The organism is Marmoricola sp. URHB0036 (assembly GCF_000426045.1).
In the GTDB taxonomy this organism is placed as follows: Bacteria; Actinomycetota; Actinomycetes; order Propionibacteriales; family Nocardioidaceae; genus Marmoricola.
Map to the genome: position 1 here is coordinate 361,706 of NZ_AUEP01000004.1, position 20,175 is coordinate 381,880.

General features: G+C 70.1%; 17 protein-coding genes. 7 read left to right on the plus strand and 10 right to left on the minus strand.

Features of this window, described 5'->3' with window-relative positions:
* Positions 1–37: 37 nt before the first annotated feature.
* The gene (locus H976_RS0104440; RefSeq protein WP_027860567.1) at positions 38–1,207 is read right to left on the minus strand and encodes an acyl-CoA dehydrogenase family protein; all 1,170 of its coding nucleotides are present in this window, start codon (positions 1,205–1,207) and stop codon (positions 38–40) included.
* A 39-nt stretch (positions 1,208–1,246) separates the two neighbouring features.
* Here H976_RS0104440 and H976_RS0104445 point away from each other — a divergent pair, with 39 nt between their 5' ends.
* Positions 1,247–3,247, plus strand: a complete 2,001-nt coding sequence (locus H976_RS0104445; RefSeq protein ID WP_027860568.1) for a prolyl oligopeptidase family serine peptidase — start codon at positions 1,247–1,249, stop codon at positions 3,245–3,247.
* Positions 3,248–3,249: 2 nt separating this feature from the next.
* Here H976_RS0104445 and H976_RS0104450 read toward each other — a convergent pair whose 3' ends face one another.
* Positions 3,250–4,113, minus strand: a complete 864-nt coding sequence (locus H976_RS0104450) for an oxygenase MpaB family protein (protein ID WP_027860569.1) — start codon at positions 4,111–4,113, stop codon at positions 3,250–3,252.
* A 47-nt stretch (positions 4,114–4,160) separates the two neighbouring features.
* On the opposite strand from H976_RS0104450, the gene H976_RS0104455 reads away from it, so the two are divergent.
* Entirely contained in the window at positions 4,161–5,495 is a 1,335-nt protein-coding gene (locus tag H976_RS0104455; RefSeq protein WP_027860570.1) for a cytochrome P450, read from the plus strand.
* A complete protein-coding gene (locus tag H976_RS24470; RefSeq protein ID WP_155917956.1) occupies positions 5,492–6,040 on the plus strand; it encodes a TetR/AcrR family transcriptional regulator in 549 nt (182 codons plus the stop codon). The genes H976_RS0104455 and H976_RS24470 overlap by 4 nt, the downstream gene beginning before the upstream one ends.
* 69 nt (positions 6,041–6,109) lie before the next feature.
* On the opposite strand, the gene H976_RS24475 is transcribed toward H976_RS24470, so the two are convergent.
* Positions 6,110–7,540 (minus strand): carboxyl transferase domain-containing protein, encoded by a 1,431-nt coding sequence (locus H976_RS24475; protein ID WP_036224525.1) that lies wholly within the window; start codon positions 7,538–7,540, stop codon positions 6,110–6,112.
* A 116-nt stretch (positions 7,541–7,656) separates the two neighbouring features.
* On the opposite strand from H976_RS24475, the gene H976_RS0104470 reads away from it, so the two are divergent.
* Both H976_RS0104470 and H976_RS0104475 read left to right on the plus strand, forming a co-directional pair.
* The gene (locus H976_RS0104470) at positions 7,657–8,013 is read left to right on the plus strand and encodes a UBP-type zinc finger domain-containing protein (RefSeq protein WP_027860571.1); all 357 of its coding nucleotides are present in this window, start codon (positions 7,657–7,659) and stop codon (positions 8,011–8,013) included.
* 43 nt (positions 8,014–8,056) lie between these two features.
* Positions 8,057–8,281: a DUF2630 family protein gene (locus H976_RS0104475; RefSeq protein ID WP_027860572.1), complete on the plus strand. Its 225-nt coding sequence runs from the start codon at positions 8,057–8,059 to the stop codon at positions 8,279–8,281.
* A gap of 87 nt (positions 8,282–8,368) precedes the next feature.
* Here the strand turns inward: H976_RS0104475 and H976_RS0104480 are convergent, their stop codons facing one another.
* On the minus strand, positions 8,369–9,823 hold the full coding sequence (locus H976_RS0104480; RefSeq protein WP_027860573.1) for an NAD-dependent succinate-semialdehyde dehydrogenase: 1,455 nt from the start codon (positions 9,821–9,823) through the stop codon (positions 8,369–8,371).
* A 36-nt stretch (positions 9,824–9,859) separates the two neighbouring features.
* On the opposite strand from H976_RS0104480, the gene H976_RS0104485 reads away from it, so the two are divergent.
* Positions 9,860–10,786, plus strand: a complete 927-nt coding sequence (locus H976_RS0104485; protein ID WP_036224694.1) for a choline/ethanolamine kinase family protein — start codon at positions 9,860–9,862, stop codon at positions 10,784–10,786.
* A 1-nt stretch (position 10,787) separates the two neighbouring features.
* The gene (locus H976_RS0104490) at positions 10,788–13,241 is read left to right on the plus strand and encodes an FAD-dependent oxidoreductase (protein ID WP_027860575.1); all 2,454 of its coding nucleotides are present in this window, start codon (positions 10,788–10,790) and stop codon (positions 13,239–13,241) included.
* Positions 13,242–13,250: 9 nt separating this feature from the next.
* On the opposite strand, the gene H976_RS24480 is transcribed toward H976_RS0104490, so the two are convergent.
* The 6 genes from H976_RS24480 to H976_RS0104520 form a co-directional block, all read right to left on the minus strand.
* Positions 13,251–14,222, minus strand: coding sequence for an FKBP-type peptidyl-prolyl cis-trans isomerase (locus tag H976_RS24480; RefSeq protein ID WP_036224528.1), 972 nt, complete (start codon positions 14,220–14,222; stop codon positions 13,251–13,253).
* A gap of 81 nt (positions 14,223–14,303) precedes the next feature.
* A complete protein-coding gene (locus tag H976_RS0104500) occupies positions 14,304–16,055 on the minus strand; it encodes a hypothetical protein (RefSeq protein ID WP_027860576.1) in 1,752 nt (583 codons plus the stop codon).
* Between the two features lie 129 nt (positions 16,056–16,184).
* Positions 16,185–17,174 (minus strand): phytase, encoded by a 990-nt coding sequence (locus tag H976_RS0104505; RefSeq protein WP_051276166.1) that lies wholly within the window; start codon positions 17,172–17,174, stop codon positions 16,185–16,187.
* The gene (locus tag H976_RS28500; protein WP_196803950.1) at positions 17,107–17,781 is read right to left on the minus strand and encodes a GtrA family protein; all 675 of its coding nucleotides are present in this window, start codon (positions 17,779–17,781) and stop codon (positions 17,107–17,109) included. The genes H976_RS0104505 and H976_RS28500 overlap by 68 nt, the downstream gene beginning before the upstream one ends.
* Positions 17,768–18,538 carry a polyprenol monophosphomannose synthase gene (locus H976_RS24490; RefSeq protein WP_081682655.1) on the minus strand — a complete coding sequence of 257 codons (771 nt, stop codon included), beginning with the start codon at positions 18,536–18,538 and terminating at the stop codon, positions 17,768–17,770. Before H976_RS24490 ends, H976_RS28500 begins: the two co-directional genes overlap by 14 nt.
* Positions 18,535–20,115 (minus strand): hypothetical protein, encoded by a 1,581-nt coding sequence (locus H976_RS0104520; protein ID WP_027860578.1) that lies wholly within the window; start codon positions 20,113–20,115, stop codon positions 18,535–18,537. Before H976_RS0104520 ends, H976_RS24490 begins: the two co-directional genes overlap by 4 nt.
* Positions 20,116–20,175: the final 60 nt, after the last annotated feature.

Genomic DNA, 20,175 nt, shown 5'->3' on the forward strand with positions numbered 1-20,175 from the left:
CCGCATTGTTGGCCAACGCGGCGCTGTGACCCTCGACTCAGCGGAAGGCGTCCTGGCCGGTGAGGGCCTTGCCCAGCACCAGCTGGTGGACCTCCGAGGTGCCCTCGTAGGTGAGCACCGACTCGAGGTTGTTGGCGTGCCGCATCATCGGCCACTCCAGGGTGATCCCGGCGGCGCCCATGATCGTTCGGCACTCGCGCGCGATGGCCAGAGCCTCGCGGATGTTGTTGAGCTTGCCGAAGCTGACCTGCTCGGCGGTGATCCGGCCGTCGTCCTTGAGCCGGCCGAGGTGCAGCGCGAGCAGCATCGACTTGCCCAGCTCGACGGTCATGTCGGCCAGCTTGGCCTGGGTGAGCTGGAATCCGCCGAGGGGCTTGTCGAAGATCTCCCGCTCCCCGACGTACCGCAGCGTCGCCTCGAGGCAGTCACGCGCGGCTCCGATCGAGCCGAAGATGATGCCGAACCGTGCCTCGGTCAGGCAGCTCAACGGGCCGCGCAGGCCCTTGACGTTCGGCAGCATGGCGTCGGCGGGGAGCCGGACGCCGTCCAGCACCAGCTCGCTGGTCACCGAGGCCCGCATCGACATCTTCTGCTTGATGTCGGGGGCGGAGAAACCCTCGGTGTCGGTGGGTACGACGAAACCGCGGATGCCCTCGTCGGTCTGGGCCCACACGACGGCGACGTCGGCGATCGAGCCGTTGGTGATCCACATCTTCGATCCGTCGAGCACCCAGTCGGACCCGTCGAGCTTGGCGCGGGTGCGCATCCCGGCTGGGTTGGAGCCGAAGTCCGGCTCGGTCAGGCCGAAGCAGCCGATCTTCTCCCCCTTCGCCATCTGCGGCAGCCACTGCTCCTTCTGCTCCTCCGAGCCGTGGGCGTGGATCGCGAACATGGCCAGGCTGCCCTGCACCGACATCAGCGAGCGGATGCCCGAGTCACCGGCCTCCACCTCCAGGCAGGCCAGCCCGTAGGCCGTCGTACTCGTGCCGGCGCAGCCGTAGCCCTCGAGGTGCATGCCGAGGGCACCGATATCGCCGAGCTCGAGGGCGATGTCGCGCACGGGGGCCGTGCCGTTCTCGTACCACTCGGCGATGTGCGGGCGCACCCGGTCGTCGACCCACTTGCGGACGGTCTGCTGGATGGCGCGATCCTCCTCGTTCACCAGAGAGTCGGTGTCGAGCAGTCCCAGCGGCGAGCGGTCGGCCATGGGGCCAAGATAGACGGCGCCATCATGCAGGATGCAGGCATGCCGACAGCTGCGTTGCCCTACGGTTCCTGGCCCTCCCCCATCTCCCCGACCGACCTGGTCGCATCCGGTGGCGTGTCCGCGGACCCACGCGCCGACGGCGACGACCTCTACTTCCTGCAGACGCGTCCCGAGAGCGGCGGCCGCGTCATCCTCACCCGCCGGAGCGCGGACGGCACCACCACCGACGTCTCACCGGAGTGGATGTCGGTGCGCTCGCGCGTGCAGGAGTACGGCGGGGGCGCCTGGACCGTCCGGGACGGGATCGTGCTCGCCGTCGACTTCGCCACCCAGCAGCTGTGGCGGCTCGACGGGGAGCCGCGGGCGCTGACCCCTGCCGTCGACGGGGCCGGAGTGCGTTGGTCGGCGATGGAGATCGACACCGCCCGTGGCGTCTGCTTCGCGGTGCGCGAGGACCATCGTGTGGATGGCCTCGAGCCGGTCAACGAGCTGGTCCGCCTCCCCCTCGACGCCGCCCAACCTGGCTTCGGGAGCGTGGTCGTCGCCGGACGACGTCGCAGCACGCCTCGTCCTGCGGCCGACGACTCGGGCGACCCCGGTCTGCCGGACTTCGTGATCGACCCCGTGCTCTCCCCCGACGGCCGTCGGCTCGCCTGGGTGCAGTGGTCGCACCCGTCGATGCCCTGGGACGAGGCGTCCGTGCGGGTCGCCGACCTCGACGACTCGGGTGACCTGGGCGACGTACGCCGGGTCGGCGGTGGCGACGGCTGCACGGCGGTCGAACCGGTGTGGGTCGACAGTGACCGGCTCGCCTTCATCTCCGACCCCGACGGCTGGTCGGTGCCTCATCTCGTCGACCTCACCGGCGCCGGGGAAGCCGTGGCCCTGGCCGACCCGGGCAGCGAGTACGGCAACCCCTCGTGGGTGCTGCGCACGCGGTCGATGACACGTACGCCGGACGGCCGCCTGGCCGCCGTACGCCACGTCGACGGTCTGGGACGACTGACCGTGCTCGACCCCGACCGACCGGGCCAGAGGACCGACCTCGCCCTCCCGCTCGTCTCGGCCAGCACCCTCTCGCCCTGGGCAGGCGGCATCGTCTGCGAGGCGGGGCACACCGAGCTCGGCTTCGCGACCGTGACCATCGCACTGCCCGACGGCGAGCTGGCGGTCGTGCAGGCCCGGGGCGCGGCACCCGACCCGGCGTACACGCCCGAGCCGGAGGCGGTCAGCTGGCCCGGCCACGACGGGGAGACGGCCTACGGCTTCCTCTACCGGCCGACGCATCCCGCGGCCGACGCACCGGACGGCGAGCTCCCTCCCCTGGTCGTCACCGCCCACGGCGGGCCGACCTCGGCGGCGGTTGCGGTGCCGCGACACTCGGTCAGCTTCTTCACCTCGCGCGGGCTCGCCGTGCTCGACGTGAACTACGCCGGGTCCACCGGCTACGGCCGCGCCTACCGGGAGCGGCTGCGCGGCACCTGGGGCGTCGCGGACATCGAGGACTGCGTGGCCGGTGCCCGCCACCTCGCCGACACCGGCGTGGTCGACGGGTCGCGTCTCGGCGTACGCGGTGGGTCGGCCGGCGGGTTCGTCGTCCTCGCCGGTCTCGCCTTCCACGACACGTTCAGCGCCGGCGTCAGCCTGTTCGGCGTGGCCGACGTGTCGCTGCTCGCCAAGGAGACGCACAAGTTCGAGTCGCGCTACCTCGACGGGCTCATCGGACCCTGGCCCGCCGCGCGGGAGACGTACGACGCCCGCTCGCCGATCCACCACGTCGACCAGATCACGAGCCCACTCCTGCTCCTGCAGGGCGAGGAGGACCGCGTCGTACCGCCCTCGCAGGCACGGGTGATGTTCGAGGCGTTGCAGGCGGTCGGCCGGCCGGTCGCGCTGGCGATGTTCCCCGGCGAGGGCCACGGCTTCCGCGAGCCCGCGTCGATCGTCCGGGCGGCCGAGCTCGAGCTGTCCTTCCTCGGCCAGGTCTGGGGCTACACCCCGGCGGACGACCCGGAGCACGTCGAGGTGGAGAACCTCTAGCGTCAGGCGCGCCGACCCTCGCGCGCGAACGCCCGCAGCGGGATCGGGTGCATCCGGTGACGACCCGGCAACCGCTGGTAGAGGCCGTTCATCGCGCGGCTGACCGAGGCGAACCGCTGGTAGCGCTGCTCGCGCTTCTCGTCCCACGGCAGGCCGAGGATCTCGCGGGCGCGCGGTGGCAGGCCGCCGATCGTCAGGGACGAGCTGACCGCGTTGACCGGCCCCCTCACCAGCCACCAGATCGCGGCCGGGACGCGCTGCGGACGGGGCCAGCCCTTGGTCGCGTAGCCCACGCCGTACGACGCGGTGCGGTGGGCGACCAGCCGCTCCTCGAGCGCGTGCTCGAAGTAGTCGACGAACTCGGCGTAGGTCTGCGGCGTGCTCCGCGAGCTGACGCCGTACCGCTCGAACCAGGTGATCGACTCGCGGAAGATCTGCTCCGTCTCCTCCTCGCTGAGCCGGCGGATGAAGGTGTCGGTCGCGGTGATCAGGTGCTCGACGAAGCAGGCGTGCGCCCAGTAGTAGGTGTCCGGGTTGAGCGCGCTGTACGGCGACCCGTCGGGCAGCCGGCCCTTGATCGGCCTGTGGAAGTCACGGACCTCGTGGCCGCTGGTCTCCGGGTCGGCGCCGTAGACGGTGTTGAAGATCGGCGGGATGCTGCGCTGCAGTCGCGCCAGCGTCTCGGCGAACCAGACCGAGTGGTCCTCCACGCCCTGGCCGAGCGCCGGGAGCATGTTCTGCAGGACGGCCGCTCGCGGACCGAGCAGCGCCATCCGGTGGTCGCCGAAGTAGCGCCAGGTCAGCGAGTCGGGACCGAGCGGCAGCGCCTCGGCGCTGTCGGCGGAAACGCGCTGGGCCGTCGTCACGGTGATACATTGACACAGATTTGTCTCAACATGCCAGCGGAGGCGCCATGACGGTCACCACCCGGGCTGGACTGAAGCAGGCGCGTGGTCCCGTGCTCGGCCTGCCCCACCTGCTGCAGCTGCGCTACCACCCGATCAGCCACAACGAGTTCCTGCGCGAGACGTACGGCGAGCTCTACCGGCTCAAGGTGTTCGGCGTGACGATGTACGTCACCGCCGGCGCCGACCTGGCCGAGCAGGTGCTGGTCAACCGCGACCGGACCTTCGCCAACGGCCCGGCGTGGTCGCACTTCATCGGACCGTTCTTCCACCGCGGCATCATGCTGCTCGACTTCGACGAGCACCTGCACCACCGGCGCATCCTGCAGCACGCCTTCACCAACGACGCACTGCGCCGCTACCACGCGGTGATGGCGCCGCACATCCGTCGCAACCTCGCCCAGCTCTCCGACGCGTGGGTTGACGGCGGACAGCCGGTGCGCATGCACCACGTGTTCAAGGCACTGACACTCGACCTCGCACTCGAGACCTTCGTCGGCGTCGACCTCACCCGCGAGGAGCAGGAGCAGGTCAACAAGGCGTTCATCGCGGCGGTGCGGGCCGGCACGTCGGTCATCCGCAAGCCGATCCCCGGCGGCCCGTGGGCCCGCGGGCTCAAGGCGCGGGCCTTCCTCGAGGACTTCTTCCGCTCGCACCTGCCGACCAAGCGACGCGACGGCGGCGACGACCTGTTCGCGCAGCTGTGCCGCGCGCAGAGCGAGGACGGTGACGAGTTCAGCGACGACGACATCGTCAACCACATGATCTTCCTGTTGATGGCGGCCCACGACACCACCACCATCACCTTGAGCTCGATGGCCTACCACCTCGCCAAGCACCCCGACTGGCAGGAGCAGGCGCGGGCCGAGTCCATGGCGGCTGGGGATCTGGACTACGACGGCGTGCTGGCGCTCGACGTGCTCGACCGGGTGATGAAGGAGTCGATGCGGCTGTGCTCTCCGGTGCCCTCGCTGCCTCGGGTCGCGGTGCGGGAGACCTCACTCGACGGCTACCACATCCCGTCCGGCGCGTTCGTCACCGTGTCGCCGTACATGAACCACTACCTGCCCGAGCTGTGGCCGGATCCGACGCGCTTCGACCCCGACCGGTTCGCGCCCGACCGTCGCGAGGACCGCTCGCACCGGCTGGCCTTCGAGCCCTTCGGCGCCGGGGTGCACAAGTGCATCGGGATGCACTTCGCCGGCATGCAGGTGCGGGCGATCATGCACGAGCTGCTGCGCGGCTACCGCTGGTCGGTGCCCGACGACTACGTGTGGCCGATCGACCTGACCGCGTTGCCGTACCCCCGCGACGGCGTACCCGTGCGGCTGGAACGACTGTGACGGTCGCGATGCTCGAGGCGGCTCGCCAGGTCTTCGAGCAGTACGGCGTGCGTCGGGCCAACGTCGAGGACGTCGCCCGCGCGGCCGGGGTCAGTCGCAGCACGCTCTACCGCGCCTACCCCAACAAGGACGTCCTGCTCGAGGCCGTCCTGCTCCAGCAGTTCGACGACTTCCTGACCGAGCTCGACCGGGTCGCCGCCGACCTGCCTCCCCGCGAGGCGGTCGTCGAGTGCTTCACCCAGGGCCTGCGGCTGACGCGGGAGATCCCGCTGCTCGCCCGCCTCGCCGAGAGCGAGCCCGACCTGATCACCGCCGCCGGCGCCGCCTCGCACAGCTCGCTGGTCCTCGGCTCGGCCGGACGCGTCGCGGACACCCTGCGCCGAGCCGGCGCCACGATGCCGGACGACGAGCTGCTCACGGTGGCCGAGCTGATGCTCCGCGTCGCGTGGACCTACCTGCTCAACCCCCGCGGCGGCCTCGACGTCACCGACGAGAAAGCCGTCCGCGCCTACGCCGCCCGCTACCTCGCGCCGTTGGTGAGCTGAACCCGAAGCCCGATAGTCCCGAGTGAACGGACCCCTTTTCGCACTGCAGAAGGGTCCGAACACACGGGACTATCCGGTTTGGCCGATCCTCCGCAGCTCCTGGGCGATCCGGGCGGCGACGGCGGTGGCGAGGGACTCCGGGTCGTCGTCGGGGAGCTCGGGTACGACGCGGTGCACGATGCCGCTCTCCAACAGGGCGGCCGCGCCGATGCCCTGGGCCTCGGCCATCTCGGCGGCGTGGTCGAGGTCGCCGTGGCGGATGACGCTGGCACCCTCGGGCGGCAGCGGTGAGAGCCAGGCATTCTGGGCGGCGATGACGACCTGGGCGGGGAGGAGCGCCAGCGCCCCGCCGCCGGTGCCCTGGCCGAGGATCACCGAGACGGTCGGCACCGTCATGGTGGTGAGGGTCGCGATGCAGCGCGCGATCTCGCCGGCGATGGCGCCCTCCTCGGCCGCCTGCGACAGCTCGGCACCCGGGGTGTCGATGACGGTGACGAGCGGCAGACCCAGCTCCTCGGCCAGCCGCATGCCGCGTCGGGCCTCGCGCAGGGCGGCGGCGCCGAGCGGCTTCTCCGCCGTCTGGCGGACCCGGTCCTGGCCGACCAGGACGCACGGCTGTCCGTCGAGCCTGGTCAGCGTGACGAGTACGGCGGCGTCCTGCTCGCCCTCCTCGGTGCCGTTCAGCGCGAGGGTCCCGGTCGCGCCGTACCTCAACACGTCGCGTACGCCGAGTCGCGACTCCGACCGCGTCAGCTCCACAGACTCCCAGACCGGCCGGCTCGACCAGGACTGGTCGGACCGCACCGGCAGCACTGGGTCCGTGGGCGGGTCGACGAGCACGGCGAGGGTCTTGTCGATCAGGACGGGCAGGTCCTCGGTCGAGACGACGGCGTCGATCACGCCCTTCTCGGCGAGGTTCTCGGCCCGCTGCACCCCCTCGGGGAACGGCTTGCCCTCGAGCGCCTCGTAGACCTTCGGGCCGAGGAACCCGACCAGGGCACCCGGTTCGGAGACCGTCACGTGGCCCAGTGAGCCCCACGAGGCGTAGACGCCGCCGGTCGTCGGGTTGCGCAGGTGCACGAGGTAGGGCAGCCCGGCCGCCCGGTGCGCCATCACCGCGCGGGAGATCGCGACCATCTGGACGAAGGCGGGAGTCCCCTCCTGCATCCGGGTGCCCCCCGAGGCGGTGGTGGCGAGCAGCGGCAGTCCCTCGGCGGTGGCGCGTCGTACGCAGGCAACGATCCGCTCGCCCGCGGCCCGGCCGATGGAGCCGCCGAGGAAGGAGAACTCGTTGACCACGAACGCCACCGGGCGGCCGCGCACCAGCCCACGGCCGGTGATCACGGACTCGTCGGTGCCGGCCCGCTCGGCGGCGGCGCGCAGCTCGTCCTGGTAGCCGGCCGGGTGGCGGCTGATGTCGACCGGCTCGTCCCAGGACTCGTAGGAGCCGGGATCGAGCACGAGGTCGATCAGCTCGTGGGCCGACCAGCGCTGGCTCACGGCGTCGTGTCCGAGTCGGCGAGGTGGGGGTGCACGAGCCAGATTCTCCCCTGATGTCGCTCCCCGGGGGACACTGGAGCACGACGGCGAGACAGTCCCCACGAACAGGAGACCCGATGACCGACCACGAGGCGATCGATGTCGACGTACCCCCGAGCGGGACCGGATGCGCGGACTGTGACGCCGCGGACCCGGCCGGCTGGTGGGTCCACCTCAGGCGCTGTGCGACCTGCGGACACGTCGGCTGTTGCGACACCTCGCCCGCGCAGCACGCGACGGCTCATGCGCGCGCGACCGGGCACCCGATCATCCGCAGCTTCGAGCCGGGCGAGGACTGGTTCTGGGACTACGAGTCCAGCCAGGCCTTCGACGGCCCCGAGCTGGCTCCTCCGACGTCGCGACCCGTCGCCGAGACCGTGCCCGGCCCCCGTGGCCGGGTCCCGCGCGACTGGATGGAGCACATCCACCAGTGAACCGGCTTGTGCGGAGCCGTGGCCCCGGCAGATGCTGGCTCCCATGAGCGCATCGGACAGTGACCTCCTGAAGCAGATCACCGAACTCGTCGACGAGGAGCACCGACTCCGGGACAGCGGCGGGGAGGCGGAGCGCATCCGTCACCTCGAGGAGCAGCTCGACCAGTGCTGGGACCTGCTCCGCCAGCGCCAGGCCCGCCGGGAGTTCGGCCAGCCCGACGACTCCGAGGTGCGCCCGGTCGGCACCGTGGAGAACTACCGGCAGTAACAGCTGGTCCAAGAACGCCCATAGTCCAAAACGAAAAGCCGCTCCCGGTACGCCGCCGAGCGGTCGAGCGTTCTGGACTATCCGGTACTACGGAGCGATGCCGACGTACTTGACCGAGAGGTACTCCTCGATGCCCTCGGGGCCGCCCTCGCGGCCGAAGCCGGACTGCTTGACGCCGCCGAAGGGGGCGGCCGGGTTGGAGACGATGCCCTGGTTGATGCCGACCATGCCGAACTCCAGGCCCTCGCTGACCCGGATCATCCGGCCGAGGTCGGTGGTGAAGGCGTAGGCGACGAGGCCGTACTCGGTGTCGTTGGCCATCTGAATCGCCTTCTCGTCCTCGGAGAAGGTGGAGATGGGCGCGACCGGTCCGAAGATCTCCTCGCGGAAGAGGTCGGCGTCGGCCGAGACGTCGGTGAGCACGGTGGGCTCGAAGAAGTAGCCCTTGTCGCCGGTGGTCGAGCCGCCGGTCACCACCGAGGCACCACGGCTGGTGGCGTCGTCGACCAGCTCGGCGACCTTGTCGCGCTGCTTGGCGTCGATGAGCGGGCCGACGGTGACGCCGTCCTCGGTGCCGCGGCCGACCTTCTCGGCGGCCATCTTCTCGGCGAACCTGGTCGCGAACTCGTCGGCGACGGACTCGTGGACCAGGAACCGGTTGGCGGCGGTGCAGGCCTCACCCATGTTGCGCATCTTGGCCAGCATCGCGCCCTCGACGGCCTTGTCGAGGTCGGCGTCGGCGAAGACCAGGAACGGCGCGTTGCCGCCGAGCTCCATCGAGACCCGCAGCAGCTGGTCGGCCGACTGCTTGACCAGCATCTTGCCGATCGGGGTCGAGCCGGTGAAGGTCAGCTTGCGCAGCCGGTCGTCCCCGATCAGGGGCTCCATCACCTCGCCGGTGTCGTGGGTCGAGATGACGTTGAGGACGCCGGCCGGCAGACCGACCTCGGCCATCAGGTCGGCCAACGCGAGCATCGTCAACGGCGTCTGCTGGGCCGGCTTGACCACCATCGTGCACCCGGCCGCGATCGCCGGGCCGATCTTGCGGGTGCCCATGGCGAGCGGGAAGTTCCACGGCGTGATCATCAGGACCGGGCCGACCGGCTGCTTCATCGTCATCAGCCGGGTGTTGCCGTCCGGTGAGGTGGCCCAGCGCCCGGCGATGCGGACGACCTCCTCGGAGAACCAGCGGAAGAACTCCGCGCCGTAGGTGACCTCGCCCTTGGACTGCGCCAGCGGCTTGCCCATCTCGAGCGTCATCAGCATGGCGAAGTAGTCCGCACGCTCGGTGATCAGGTCGAAGGCCGACCGCAGGATCTCGGCCCGCTCGCGCGGTGCCGTGGCCGCCCAGTCGTGCTGGGCCGCGACGGCGGCGTCCAGCGCCGCCTTGCCGTCCTCCGCCGTGGCGGAAGAGACGGTCGTCAGGGTCTCACCGGTGGCCGGGTCCTCGACGTCGGTCGTCGCACCGTTGGAGGAGTCTCGCCACTCACCACCGATGAAGAGTCCGGTGGGCACCTTGTCCAGGGTCTCGCGCTCGTTCATGGCTCCAACGTATTACCAAGCCCTAGGGTCGTGCTCGTGGCCCATGATCCCGCCCACGATCCCGCCCACGATGCGGCTCTCGACGCTGTCGCATGCCTGCGCGGACGCGAGCGCCAGGTCGAGGAGCTCTCCGGCGGTCTCACCAACGTTAACGTCAAGGTGACGACCGAGGACGGGTCGGTCGTCGTACGCATCGCCCAGGCCGGCAGCGAGCTGCTCGCCATCGACCGGGATGCCGAGCGACGCAACTCGGAGGCCGCGGCGGAGGCGGGGGTCGGAGCCCCGGTGATCGAGTACGTCGAGGACCCGCGACTGCTCGTCGTCGGGTTCATCGAGGGCCACACCTTCACCGACGACGACCTGCGCGACGGGGGTCACCTCACCCGGGTCGCCGCGGCCTGCAGGCAGCTCCACGAGGGACCGCGGTTCGTCAACGAGTTCGACATGTTCGAGATCCAGCCGCGCTACCTCGCCATCGCCCACGAGCACGGGTTCCGGCTGCCCGACCGCTACGAGGAGTTCGCCGACCAGGCCCAGCAGATCAAGCGGGCGCTCGGCACCAAGCCCGTCGCCACGGTGCCGTGCAACAACGACCTGCTGGCCGGCAACTTCATCGACGACGGCCAGAAGATCTGGCTGATCGACTACGAGTACGCCGGCAACAACGACCCCTGCTTCGAGCTCGGCAACCTGTGGAGCGAGGCCAACCTGGCCGACGAACAGCTCGACGAGCTGATGGAGGCGTACGACGGCGAGCTGCTCCGTCATCGAGTGGCCCGGGCGAGGCTCTGGGGACTGATGTCCAAGTACGGCTGGACCCTCTGGGGATCGATCCAGAGCTCCGTCAGCACGATCGACTTCGACTTCTGGGAGTGGGCGATGGAGAAGTACGACCGCGCGGTCGCCGAGTTCGACGACCCCGGTTTCGAGAAGGTGCTCGAGCAGGCGACGAGGGACGACTGACGTGGCGGCCCCACTCCCCGACCGCGCCCGGGTCGTGATCATCGGGGGCGGCGTGATCGGCACCAGCGTCGCCTACCACCTGACCAAGCTCGGCTGGACCGACGTGCTGCTGGTGGAGCAGGGCCAGCTCTCGTCGGGTACGACGTGGCACGCGGCCGGGCTGGTCGGCCAGCTGCGGGCCAACCAGAGCGGCACCCGCATCGTGCAGTACTCCACCGAGCTCTACTCCCAGCTCGAGGACGAGGTGGGGCTGTCGACCGGCTTCAAGCGCTGCGGCGGCCTGACGGTCGCGCGCACCGAGGACCGGATGACCCAGCTGCGGCGTACGGCGGCGACGGCGGCTGCCTTCGACCTCGAGTGCGAGCTGCTCACGCCGGAGGAGGCGCACGCCCGGGTCCCGATCCTGCGGGTCGACGACCTGCAGGGCGCGATCTGGCTGCCCGGCGACGGGAAGGCCAACCCCGCCGACCTCACCGGTGCCCTGGCCCGAGGCGCCCGGCAACACGGAGCACGGGTGGTCGAGCACACCCGCGTGCTCGACGTACTCCTCGAGGACGGCCGGGTCGTCGGCGTCCGCACCGAGGCCGGCGACGTCGAGGCCGAGGTCGTCGTCAACTGCGCCGGCCAGTGGGCCAAGGCGGTCGGTGCGCTGGCGGGGGTCAACGTGCCGCTCCACTCCGCCGAGCACTTCTACGTCGTCACCGACCCGTTCGAGGGCGTGCATCCCGACCTGCCGGTGCTGCGCGACCCCGACGGCTACACCTACTTCAAGGAGGAGGTCGGTGGCCTCGTGGTCGGCGGGTTCGAGCCGGACGCCAAGCCCTGGGTCTCGCCGGACCAGCTCCCCCACCCCTTCGAGTTCCAGCTCCTCGATGAGGACTGGGAGCACTTCGCGCCGCTGATGGAGAGTGCCGTGCACCGGGTACCGGCGCTGGAGGAGACCGGGATCCGCAAGTTCTACAACGGACCCGAGAGCTTCACCCCGGACAACCAGTTCATCCTCGGCGAGGCACCGGAGGTCCGCGGGTTCTACGTCGGTGCCGGCTTCAACTCCGTCGGCATCGCGACGGCGGGCGGAGCCGGCCGGGCACTGGCCGAGTGGATCGTCGAGGGCGAGCCCACCCTCGACCTCACCAGCGTCGACGTACGCCGCTTCGCGCGGTTCAACGGCAACAACCAGTGGCTGCACGACCGGGTGGCCGAGGTGCTCGGGCTGCACTACGCCGTCCCCTGGCCCAACCGCGAGATGCGCACGGCGCGGCCGTTCCGTCGCTCGCCCCTCTACGCCCACCTGGTCGCGGCCAACGCCAACTTCGGCAGCAGGATGGGCTGGGAGCGGGCCAACTTCTTCGCGCCGGCGGGCGAGGAGCCGGAGATCGAGTACTCCTGGGGCAAGCAGAACTGGCTGCCCTGGACCTCCGCCGAGCACGCCAACACCCGCGAGAACGTGACCGTCTTCGACCAGACCTCCTTCTCGAAGTACCGCCTGATCGGGCCGGACGCCGAGGCCGCCCTGCAGTGGATCTGCACCGCCGACGTCGCGGTGCCGGTCGGCCGCACGGTCTACACCGGCCTGCTCAACTCGCGCGGCACCTACGAGTCCGACGTGACGCTGAGCCGGGTCGCGCCCGACGAGTACCTCGTCGTGAGCAGTGCCGCCACCACCGAGCGCGACCAGGACCACATCCGGCGCCAGCTCGGTGACCGCCGGGCCACCCTCGTCGACGTCACCTCGCAGTACGCCGTCCTCGGGGTGATGGGTCCGAAGTCACGCGAGCTGCTGTCCCGCCTGACCCGAGCCGACCTGTCCGACGAAGCCTTCCCGTTCGGGTCCAGCCGCGAGATCAGCCTGGGCTACTCGACGGTGCGCGCCACCCGGATCACCTACGTCGGCGAGCTGGGCTGGGAGCTCTACGTGCCGGTCGAGTTCGCCGTCGGTGTCTACGAGGACCTGTTCGACGCCGGGTCGGACCTCGGCGTCCGCAACGGCGGCTACTACACGATCGACCAGATGCGGCTGGAGAAGGGCTACCGCGCCTTCGGTCGCGAGCTCACCCCCGACTACGGTCCGCTCGAGGCCGGGCTGCTGTTCACCTGCAAGCTCAAGACGGACATCGCGTTCCTCGGTCGTGAGGCCGTCGAGCGCGCCCGTGCGGAGGGACCGCGGCGTCGCCTCGTCTCCTTCGTCGTGGAGAGTGCGGAGCCGATGCTCTGGGGCGGGGAGCTGGTGCTGCGTGACGGAACGCCGTCGGGCCAGGTGATGTCGGCGGCGTGGGGCGAGACCCTCGGCGCCTGCGTCGGACTGGCCTACGTGTGGGACCCCGAGGGCGGGATCGTCGACCGCGACTGGGTGACCAGCAGCAGCTTCGAGGTGGACGTCAACGGCTCCCGCTGGCCCGTCCGGGTCGCGCTGCGTACGCTGCTCGACCCGGACGGCGAGCGGATCAAGGGCTAGGTGCTGGACCTACTTGGCCTTCACCACGTCGATCACGAACCACAGCGTCGCGTTCGGCGGGATCTTGGCGCCGCTGCCCTGGGCGCCGTACGCGTAGGCCGGCGGGATCTGCAGCAGGACGCGGCTGCCGACCTTCATGCCGGTCAGGCCGATCTTCCAGCCGGGGATGAGTCCGCTCAGGGGCTGGGTGAACGGCGTGCTGGTGAAGCTCGACTCGAAGGGGCTCTTGGCCTTGTAGGTCTCGCCGAGGTAGTTGACGGTGACGGTGTCCGACGCCTTGACCGTCGCCCCGGTGCCCTTCTTGAGGACGAGTCGCTGGACCGGGGTCTTCAGCGACGGCTTGGCGATGCCGGACCAGTCCAGCGCCGTGGGCTCGCCCTTCGTCTCGACGACCTTCGGCAGCTCGGACGCGGGTGCGTCGTGCGCCTTGTCGTCGGAGGGCGTCGGTGAGACCGCTGCCTTCTTGACCAGGTCGGCGACCACCACGAGGTTGTCGTTCGCGCCGATGCCGAGCTGCGAGCTGCCGGAGGCGGTGCCGAGCAGGTCGGTCGGCGTCGTCACGGCCGCCACCCGGGAGCCGTACGTCGCGCCCTCGAAGAGCTTGCCGAGCACGGCACCGAGCTGTCCGTTGTTCGGGATCGACTCGGGAGTGCCGTTGGCGTAGTCGCTGTAGGCCTCCTTCTTGGTGCTGCCGTTCCCGATCCACAGGTATGCGCTCACCGTGTCACCGCTGGCGATCTTCGGACCGGTGCCCTTGACCAGCGTGGTGACCTTGGTCGACGTCGGCTTGGAGACCTTCGTGTGCCAGGTCGCCGTGAGGTTCTTGCCCACCTCGCCCTTGATGGAGACCGCGTCGAGTCCTGCGGTCGCGGAGGACGGGCTGTCCTTGTCGGAGCTGCTGCTGCCACAGGCCGCAAGGGCCGGGACGAGCAGGAGCGCTGTGACGAGGGCGGCCGCAGGGCGGTGGAGACGACGAAGCAAGGGTCGGACCTTCCGGTGGGTGGCGTAGCGCAAGGACGATAGCCGCCGACCCTGAACGTCTGCTGTGCGCCACCCGTGAGGTCAGTCGTCGAGCACGTGCGCCTTCCCGTCGGTCGGGCTGGTCTGCTGGATGCCCATGGCCTTCAGGATCGTCGGCAGCACGTCGGGCGTGCGGAACTTCTCGCCGGTCGACCGGTCGTCGATCCCCGGTGTCCAGAAGACCATGGGGACCCGCTGCACGGTCTCCTGGGCGCCACCGTGGTCGCCGTACACGCCGTAGCTGGTCTTGTCGTGCAGCAGCCCGACCACGTCCGGGCCGTCGTCGGAGGCCATCGTGTCGACGATCTCCTGCCCGTGCGCCTGCCACCACGCCTTCTCCGAGGAGGTCATCGAGTTGGTCCCACGGAGGGAGAAGTGGTTGCCGTTGTGCCAGTACGACGCGATCACGCCGGGCATCGCCAGCATGGTGGACGCCTTCGCCTTCTTCTTGTCCGTCGAGTAGTCCCTCAGCCAGGTCTCGATGGCTGTGGACTGGTAGGAGAACTGCACGTTGCCGTCGGCGTCGAGGAGGTTCTTCACGGCATCGGAGGGGTCGGAGTAGGTCTCCGTGTCCGGCGCCGTGGGCAGGGACCCCGCGTCCCAGACCCCGAGGTCGGACGGTGCGTAGTACCAGTTGCTGTCGCCTGCGCCGGACGTCTGCTTGCCCAGGAAGTTCTTGCCGTACGTCGCACCGTGGTCGGCCGTGAGCACGACCAGCGTCTTGCCACCCTTGGCCCGGTCGACCTTCTTGATCTCGTCGAGGATCTTGCCGAGCTGGACGTCGGCGTTCTCGGCAGCGCACTTGACGTGGGTCCGCTCCGCGAGCGTGGAGCAGTGCTTGGGTGCCACGTCGGCCTGGGCTCCCCACATGTGCGCCGCCTTGTCGATGGCCCCCAGCGTGATGAACATGCCCGACCAGGGCTCCTTCTTCATCATCGTGATGGCGGCATCGGCCGCCCAGGTGTCGCCGCCGAGATGCTTCGGATCGTTCCCCGGCCAGTAGCGGTTGCCGTCGGAGGGGTAGAGGTAGGACGGGAAAGCGTCCTTGGTGCCGTAGTGGTTGGCCGAGTCGGAGTTGATGAAGTAGCGGCCACAGATCGTCGGGTCGGTAGCGTCCCGCTCGAGCAGGTAGGGCGGGACGTTCTTTCCCGTGGGGCCACGCCACGCCTTGTTGTCCGGGAACCCGGGGATCGCCAGGTTGCTGCAACCGATGGCCGTGGTGTAGTCGGTCTTCCGGCTCCCGAGGCGCACGGCGATGTCGCCGCTCGCGCCCGTGGCCGTCTCCACGGCGTACGACTTCTCACCGACGGTGATGAACTTCGTGCCCGGCCTGGCGGTGTGCAGGTAGTCCGCCAGCTTTGGGTAGGGCTGGCCGTGGTACTTCTGGACGGTCGCGAAGTCATCCAGGCTGAAGTCGCCGGTGATGTGCATCTGGTCGGCGCCCTTGCCGAACAGGTCGCCGTGGTCGCGGTAGGCCTCGTCGGTGTACCCCATGTTCTTCGGCAGCAGGCCCGACGGGATGACGTTGTGCGCGATCACCGTCTCCGAGGCCATGTAGCCGAGGTAGGCCTTGTTGTAGTAGACGCCTGCGTCGCGAACCTTGCGGAAGTTGGGCATCCGGAACTGGTCGGCGTACTGCGGCAGCATCTGGTCGAACAGCACGATCACCACGCGCTTCGCCGGTGGCGGCCCGTGCTTCGGTCCGCCTGCCGAGGCCCCTGCTGCCATGCCGGTCAGGGAGAGCGCCGCGGCGACCACCGCCGTGCCGATCGCGAGAATCCTGGTGCTGCGCATCTGCTGCTCCCGTCGCCCGGTCAGGGACGCGGGGCCCCTGCTGGTCGCTCGACCGTTGCGGTCGGGCTCTGCGGTGTCAACGGTTGCGTGATGCACAACGCCGCGGTCTAGCCCGAGCAAAGCCGGGCGTCAGGGGCGGATCTTCTCCAACCGGGTCAGCTTGAAGTCCTGATTGCCTGCCTTGCCCGGAGAGGTGTTCACGTTGTCCTGGCAGATGAAGACACCGTTGGGGAAGTCCGGTCCCAACGAACGCGAGGTTGCTGCGACGCCGTCGGTGTGCGAGCAGCCGTCGGCCTGCGGGCCGTCGACGATGCGGAAGGCCGAGCGGAAGGCGCCGCTCCGGCGGTCGAGGATGCTGAAGTAGGACTCGTGCTCCTGGTCGCCCTGGGAGGAGGCGATCAGGAGTCCGTTGCCGGCGCCGTCGTCGACCAGGGTGATCCCCTCGATGTCGTTGATCTGGTGGCCCTTGGGCTTGACCGCTTCGACCATGGTGCGGTGCTCGCCGGCGGCCGCGTCGGCGCCGTACTTCCAGGTCCCGACGTTCTCCTCGTCGATGTAGAGCGCGCGATTCGCGTCGTCGGCCACGCAGCCCTCCGCCTCCGAGCCGACCTTGAAGTGGCGGACCTGCTTGGCGCTGAGGTGCCCGGTGCCGTCGTCCTCGAGGGCGAACTGACGGGTGTCGCCGGAGATGTTGACCATGAACACGTAGAGCAGGCCGCCCGGCCGGTCGTAGAGGCAGACCCCTTCTCCGCCGGCGGTGTCGAGCGACGCACCGCCCGCTGTGATGGGCGACAGCTGCCGGGTGGTGGGGTCGACCTGGTACAGGCGGACTCCGGCATTGGCCGCGGCCACGACGTCGGCCGTGCCGGCGCCCAGCTCGACGCCCTGCCGGACGTCGACGTTGCCCCAGAACTTGGTGGGCGCCACGATCCTCTGCACCAGCGAGCCGTCGAGGTCGTAGGTCTCGAGGGCGCCCTGCTTGTCGTTGCCGATCACGAGCGACTTGGCGGGATCCTGGGTGTTCACCCAGATGGCGGGGTCGTCGGCCGAGTCACCCGAGTGTTGCATCGGCTGGGTCTCGGCGTCGGCGGGCACCTCGACCACCTTCGTCGAGGTCACCCGGCCCCCGTTCGAGGAACCCGGCTCGTTCTGCGTACCGCAGCCACTGAGCGCGAGCGCCGCCACCACGATCAGTGCGGAAGTCGTGCTGCCGAGTCTCATCGGGTCCCGATCCCTTCGATTGGCTCACCAGTACCAACGTCGACTCGTCGGCCGTTGCTCCACCAGCCCCAGTGTGCGCGAACACGAAGGTCTTGTAGGACCAGTAGCGGAACAACGTGCCGAGCGCGAGTCCCACCACGTTGGCAGAGATGTTGTCAGCAAGCCTGCTGGTGAGCCCGAGCAGGTCGTGCGAGATCGTCAGGGTGAGCACCGAGATGCTCAGTCCGATCAGGTTGAACACCACGAACAGGCCGACCTCGCGCCGCCGGTTGCCAGAGCTCTCGCCGCGCCAGGTGAACAGGCTGTTGCCGAGGTAGGTCACGACCATCGCAGCGGCGACGGCGAGGATGCGGGCCACGGACGGGTCCCACGCGCCGAGGGTCGCGGTCGAGCGCAGCAGGTTGAAGACCGCGACGTCGACGACGTAACCGGCCCCGCCCACCACGAGGAAGGTGAGCACCTGGGGAGACAGCGGGATCCGTCGTACGACGTCAGGCAACCGCATCATGACGACCCACCGGCTCTGTCGCCGGCGGACCGGAAACCGCGGTCGTCGCACCGGTCAGCTCGCGCCAGCGCCACACCACCACCCGCAGCAGTGCTTCGCGCACGATGGCAGAGCTCATCTTCGACTCCCCCAGGCCACGGTCGCTGAAGGTGATCGGGACCTCGGTCACGGCGAGGCCTGCACGGCTGGCTCGCCAGGTGTTCTCGATCTGGAAGCAGTAGCCGTTCGACACCGAGTCGAGGACGTCGATGCGCAGCAGAGCCTCGCGGCGAAAGGCCTTGAACCCGGCCGTCGCGTCGCGCACTGGAAGGCCGAGAACCAGGCGCACGTAGACGTTGCCGGCCCAGGAGATCAGCCGGCGGCGCAGCGGCCAGTCGCGGACCGCTCCCCCACGGACGTAGCGCGATCCGATCGCCACGTCGGCCATGTCCAGTGCCTCCAGCAGGGCGGGCAGCCGGTCCGGCGGGTGTGAGAGGTCCGCATCCATCTGTACGACGGCGTCGTACCCCGCCTCCAGTGCCCACGCGAACCCGGCGCGGTACGCCGCTCCGAGACCGCCCTTGCCCGGGCGCTCGAGCAGGTGCACGCGGAGGCGGAACTGCGGGTGCGACCGCACGCGCGCGGCGGTGCCGTCGGGACTGTTGTCGTCGACGACGAGGACGTCGCAGTCGGGCGAGGCCGCGAGCACTCCGTCGAGGACGGCCGTGACGTTGGCGGCTTCGCAGTAGGTCGGGATCACGACGACGGGCGTCATGGCAGCAGCTCCTCGAGGGATGTGGTGATCATGGGCGGGGTCGGGGGGACGGGCCCCAGGAACACAGGTGCGACGCGGCGCAGCCCGTTGCGGAGATAAACGGTGCGACCGTGCAGGTGGGCCACCGGGTGGTAACGCGCAGCCAGCACCCGCGAGACGCTGCTGCTGTCCACGCCCCATGAGCCGACGCGCGCCCAGGTGACGAACCAGGTCGGTGCCTGCGGACCGCTGAGCACGTCGGTGAGCGTCTGCAGCTGCGGGTCGCGCAGCTTGGTCGGCAGGCTCCACAGGTAGGGGTACGGCGAAGAGAGGCCCGTGGCGAAGTCGAGATCAGAGTGGCCGTAGATGGTGACAATGGTGTCGTCGGGTGCCGACACGGCGCCGATGGCCGACCCGACGCTCGAGGAGAGCGACTTGCCCTGCCAGGGGAAGGCCACCGACCAGGCGATGACGCCCACGATCGCCGACGCGACCAGCACGACCCGCGCCGACACCACCGTGCGGGCAGCGGCGACGCCGACCAGCACGGCAAGGGGGCCGACCAGCTGGATCAGGTAGTGGTCCCAGTAGTTGCCGCCGGCCAGGACCGACACGATCTCGAAGCAGAGGGTGACCGCCAGTGCCCAGACGACGGTCCCGCCCAGGCGACGGCGCCAGAGCGCCCACGCCGTCACGAGCATGGCGAGGGCGCCGCCGCACATCGACCAGGAGACGAGCAAGGCGTCGAACCGGGCACGCGATCCGAGGTTGGCGGGCGAGGCCAGCAGCCGGCCCGCCTGGAGGCGGAACGGAAACATGGCGTCGAAGACGCCGCCGAGCGAGGTGCCGTTCGCCACAGTCCAGAGCAGCAGGACGGCCAGCGCACCGACGGCGCCGAGGACGAACCCGCCGACCAGGGTCCTGGCCCACGCGGCGGTGATCTCTCGCCGCCACAGGGCGATGAGCCCGGCGGCCGCGGCGAACACCACGACGTCGACGAAGTTCTGCTTGACCATCACCGAGCACACCAGGGAGGCACCCGCGGCAGCCGCCAGCACCCGGGCATGGCGTCCTCCACCAAGGGCGTGCACCGCCGCCACGATGCCCCAGATCACGAACGGCGCGGCCAGCAGCTCGCCGTTCACCGACTGGGCGCCGGTCAGCGGGCTGACGAGCAGGACCCCGGCCGCGAGGGCTGCCCAGCCGGCGGCGCCTGGGCCACCCAGTCGGCGGGCGAGGTGCGCGACGCCCAGGATCGTCAGCACCGTGGCGAGGCACCCGAGGATCCGCAGCGGCACCAGGCCGCCGGCGTCGGCTGCGATCCGGAACAGCGTGATCAGCAGGGGCGGCCGGTCGACCCAGTAGTCGCCGTACAACGACGTCCCACCGCTGTGCCACTGCCCTCCGACGAGGAGGAAACCTGCCTCGTCCGGGGACGGTGGGCGTGACAGCAGCGGCAGGCGCAGGCCGACCGCCACGAGGACGACGACCCACTCGACGGGCAGCCGCCGGGCTCGTCGCAGCCACGGCCTGGCTGGGCCGCTGCGCCGCGACAGTGTTCCGGCGGTGGCCGGACGCCCGTCGATCGTGCTCGTCATGACTCCACGGTCACCCCGACGACCTGAACGCAACCTGACCACTCGTCCCGTGTCCGGCGG

Coding starts and splice junctions, on each gene's coding strand:
- H976_RS0104440 (WP_027860567.1), bottom strand. CDS start 1,207: ATGGCCGACCGCTCGCCGCTGGGACTGCTCGACACCGACTCTCTGGTG.
- H976_RS0104445 (WP_027860568.1), top strand. CDS start 1,247: ATGCCGACAGCTGCGTTGCCCTACGGTTCCTGGCCCTCCCCCATCTCC.
- H976_RS0104455 (WP_027860570.1), top strand. CDS start 4,161: ATGACGGTCACCACCCGGGCTGGACTGAAGCAGGCGCGTGGTCCCGTG.
- H976_RS0104470 (WP_027860571.1), top strand. CDS start 7,657: ATGACCGACCACGAGGCGATCGATGTCGACGTACCCCCGAGCGGGACC.
- H976_RS0104475 (WP_027860572.1), top strand. CDS start 8,057: ATGAGCGCATCGGACAGTGACCTCCTGAAGCAGATCACCGAACTCGTC.
- H976_RS0104480 (WP_027860573.1), bottom strand. CDS start 9,823: ATGAACGAGCGCGAGACCCTGGACAAGGTGCCCACCGGACTCTTCATC.
- H976_RS0104500 (WP_027860576.1), bottom strand. CDS start 16,055: ATGCGCAGCACCAGGATTCTCGCGATCGGCACGGCGGTGGTCGCCGCG.
- H976_RS28500 (WP_196803950.1), bottom strand. CDS start 17,781: ATGCGGTTGCCTGACGTCGTACGACGGATCCCGCTGTCTCCCCAGGTG.
- H976_RS24490 (WP_081682655.1), bottom strand. CDS start 18,538: ATGACGCCCGTCGTCGTGATCCCGACCTACTGCGAAGCCGCCAACGTC.
- H976_RS0104520 (WP_027860578.1), bottom strand. CDS start 20,115: ATGACGAGCACGATCGACGGGCGTCCGGCCACCGCCGGAACACTGTCG.